The organism is Streptomyces sp. NRRL S-646, from assembly GCF_000720765.1.
In the GTDB taxonomy this organism is placed as follows: domain Bacteria; phylum Actinomycetota; class Actinomycetes; order Streptomycetales; family Streptomycetaceae; genus Streptomyces.
The window spans coordinates 1-284 of the sequence record NZ_JODC01000117.1 but is presented as its reverse complement, the minus strand read 5'-3'; the positions used below and the strand labels follow the sequence as shown (position 1 = coordinate 284).

The window sequence follows — 284 nt, the reverse complement described above, 5'->3', positions numbered from 1 at the left end:
GACTTCGCGGTGGCGCCCTCGAACAGGGCCATCAGCTTCTGCAGCGGGTCGTAGCCCTCGGACCGGCGGTCGTGGATCAGGTCGAGGGCCGTCTGCACCTCTTCCTCGCTGAACCGGGCGATCGGCAGGATCTTCGAGGCGTGCACGATCGCCGAGTCCAGACCGGCCTTGACGCACTCGTCCAGGAAGACCGAATTGAGCAGGATGCGCGCGGCCGGGTTCAGGCCGAAGGAGATGTTCGACAGGCCCAGCGTGGTCTGCACGTCCGGGTGGCGGCGCTTGAG

General features: G+C 67.3%; 1 protein-coding gene. It reads right to left on the bottom strand.

Annotated features, from left to right (window positions below; all coding sequences use genetic code 11):
• Nucleotides 1-284: hypothetical protein (locus IH68_RS51440; protein WP_037886773.1), on the bottom strand; the 284-nt coding region annotated here is incomplete at both ends.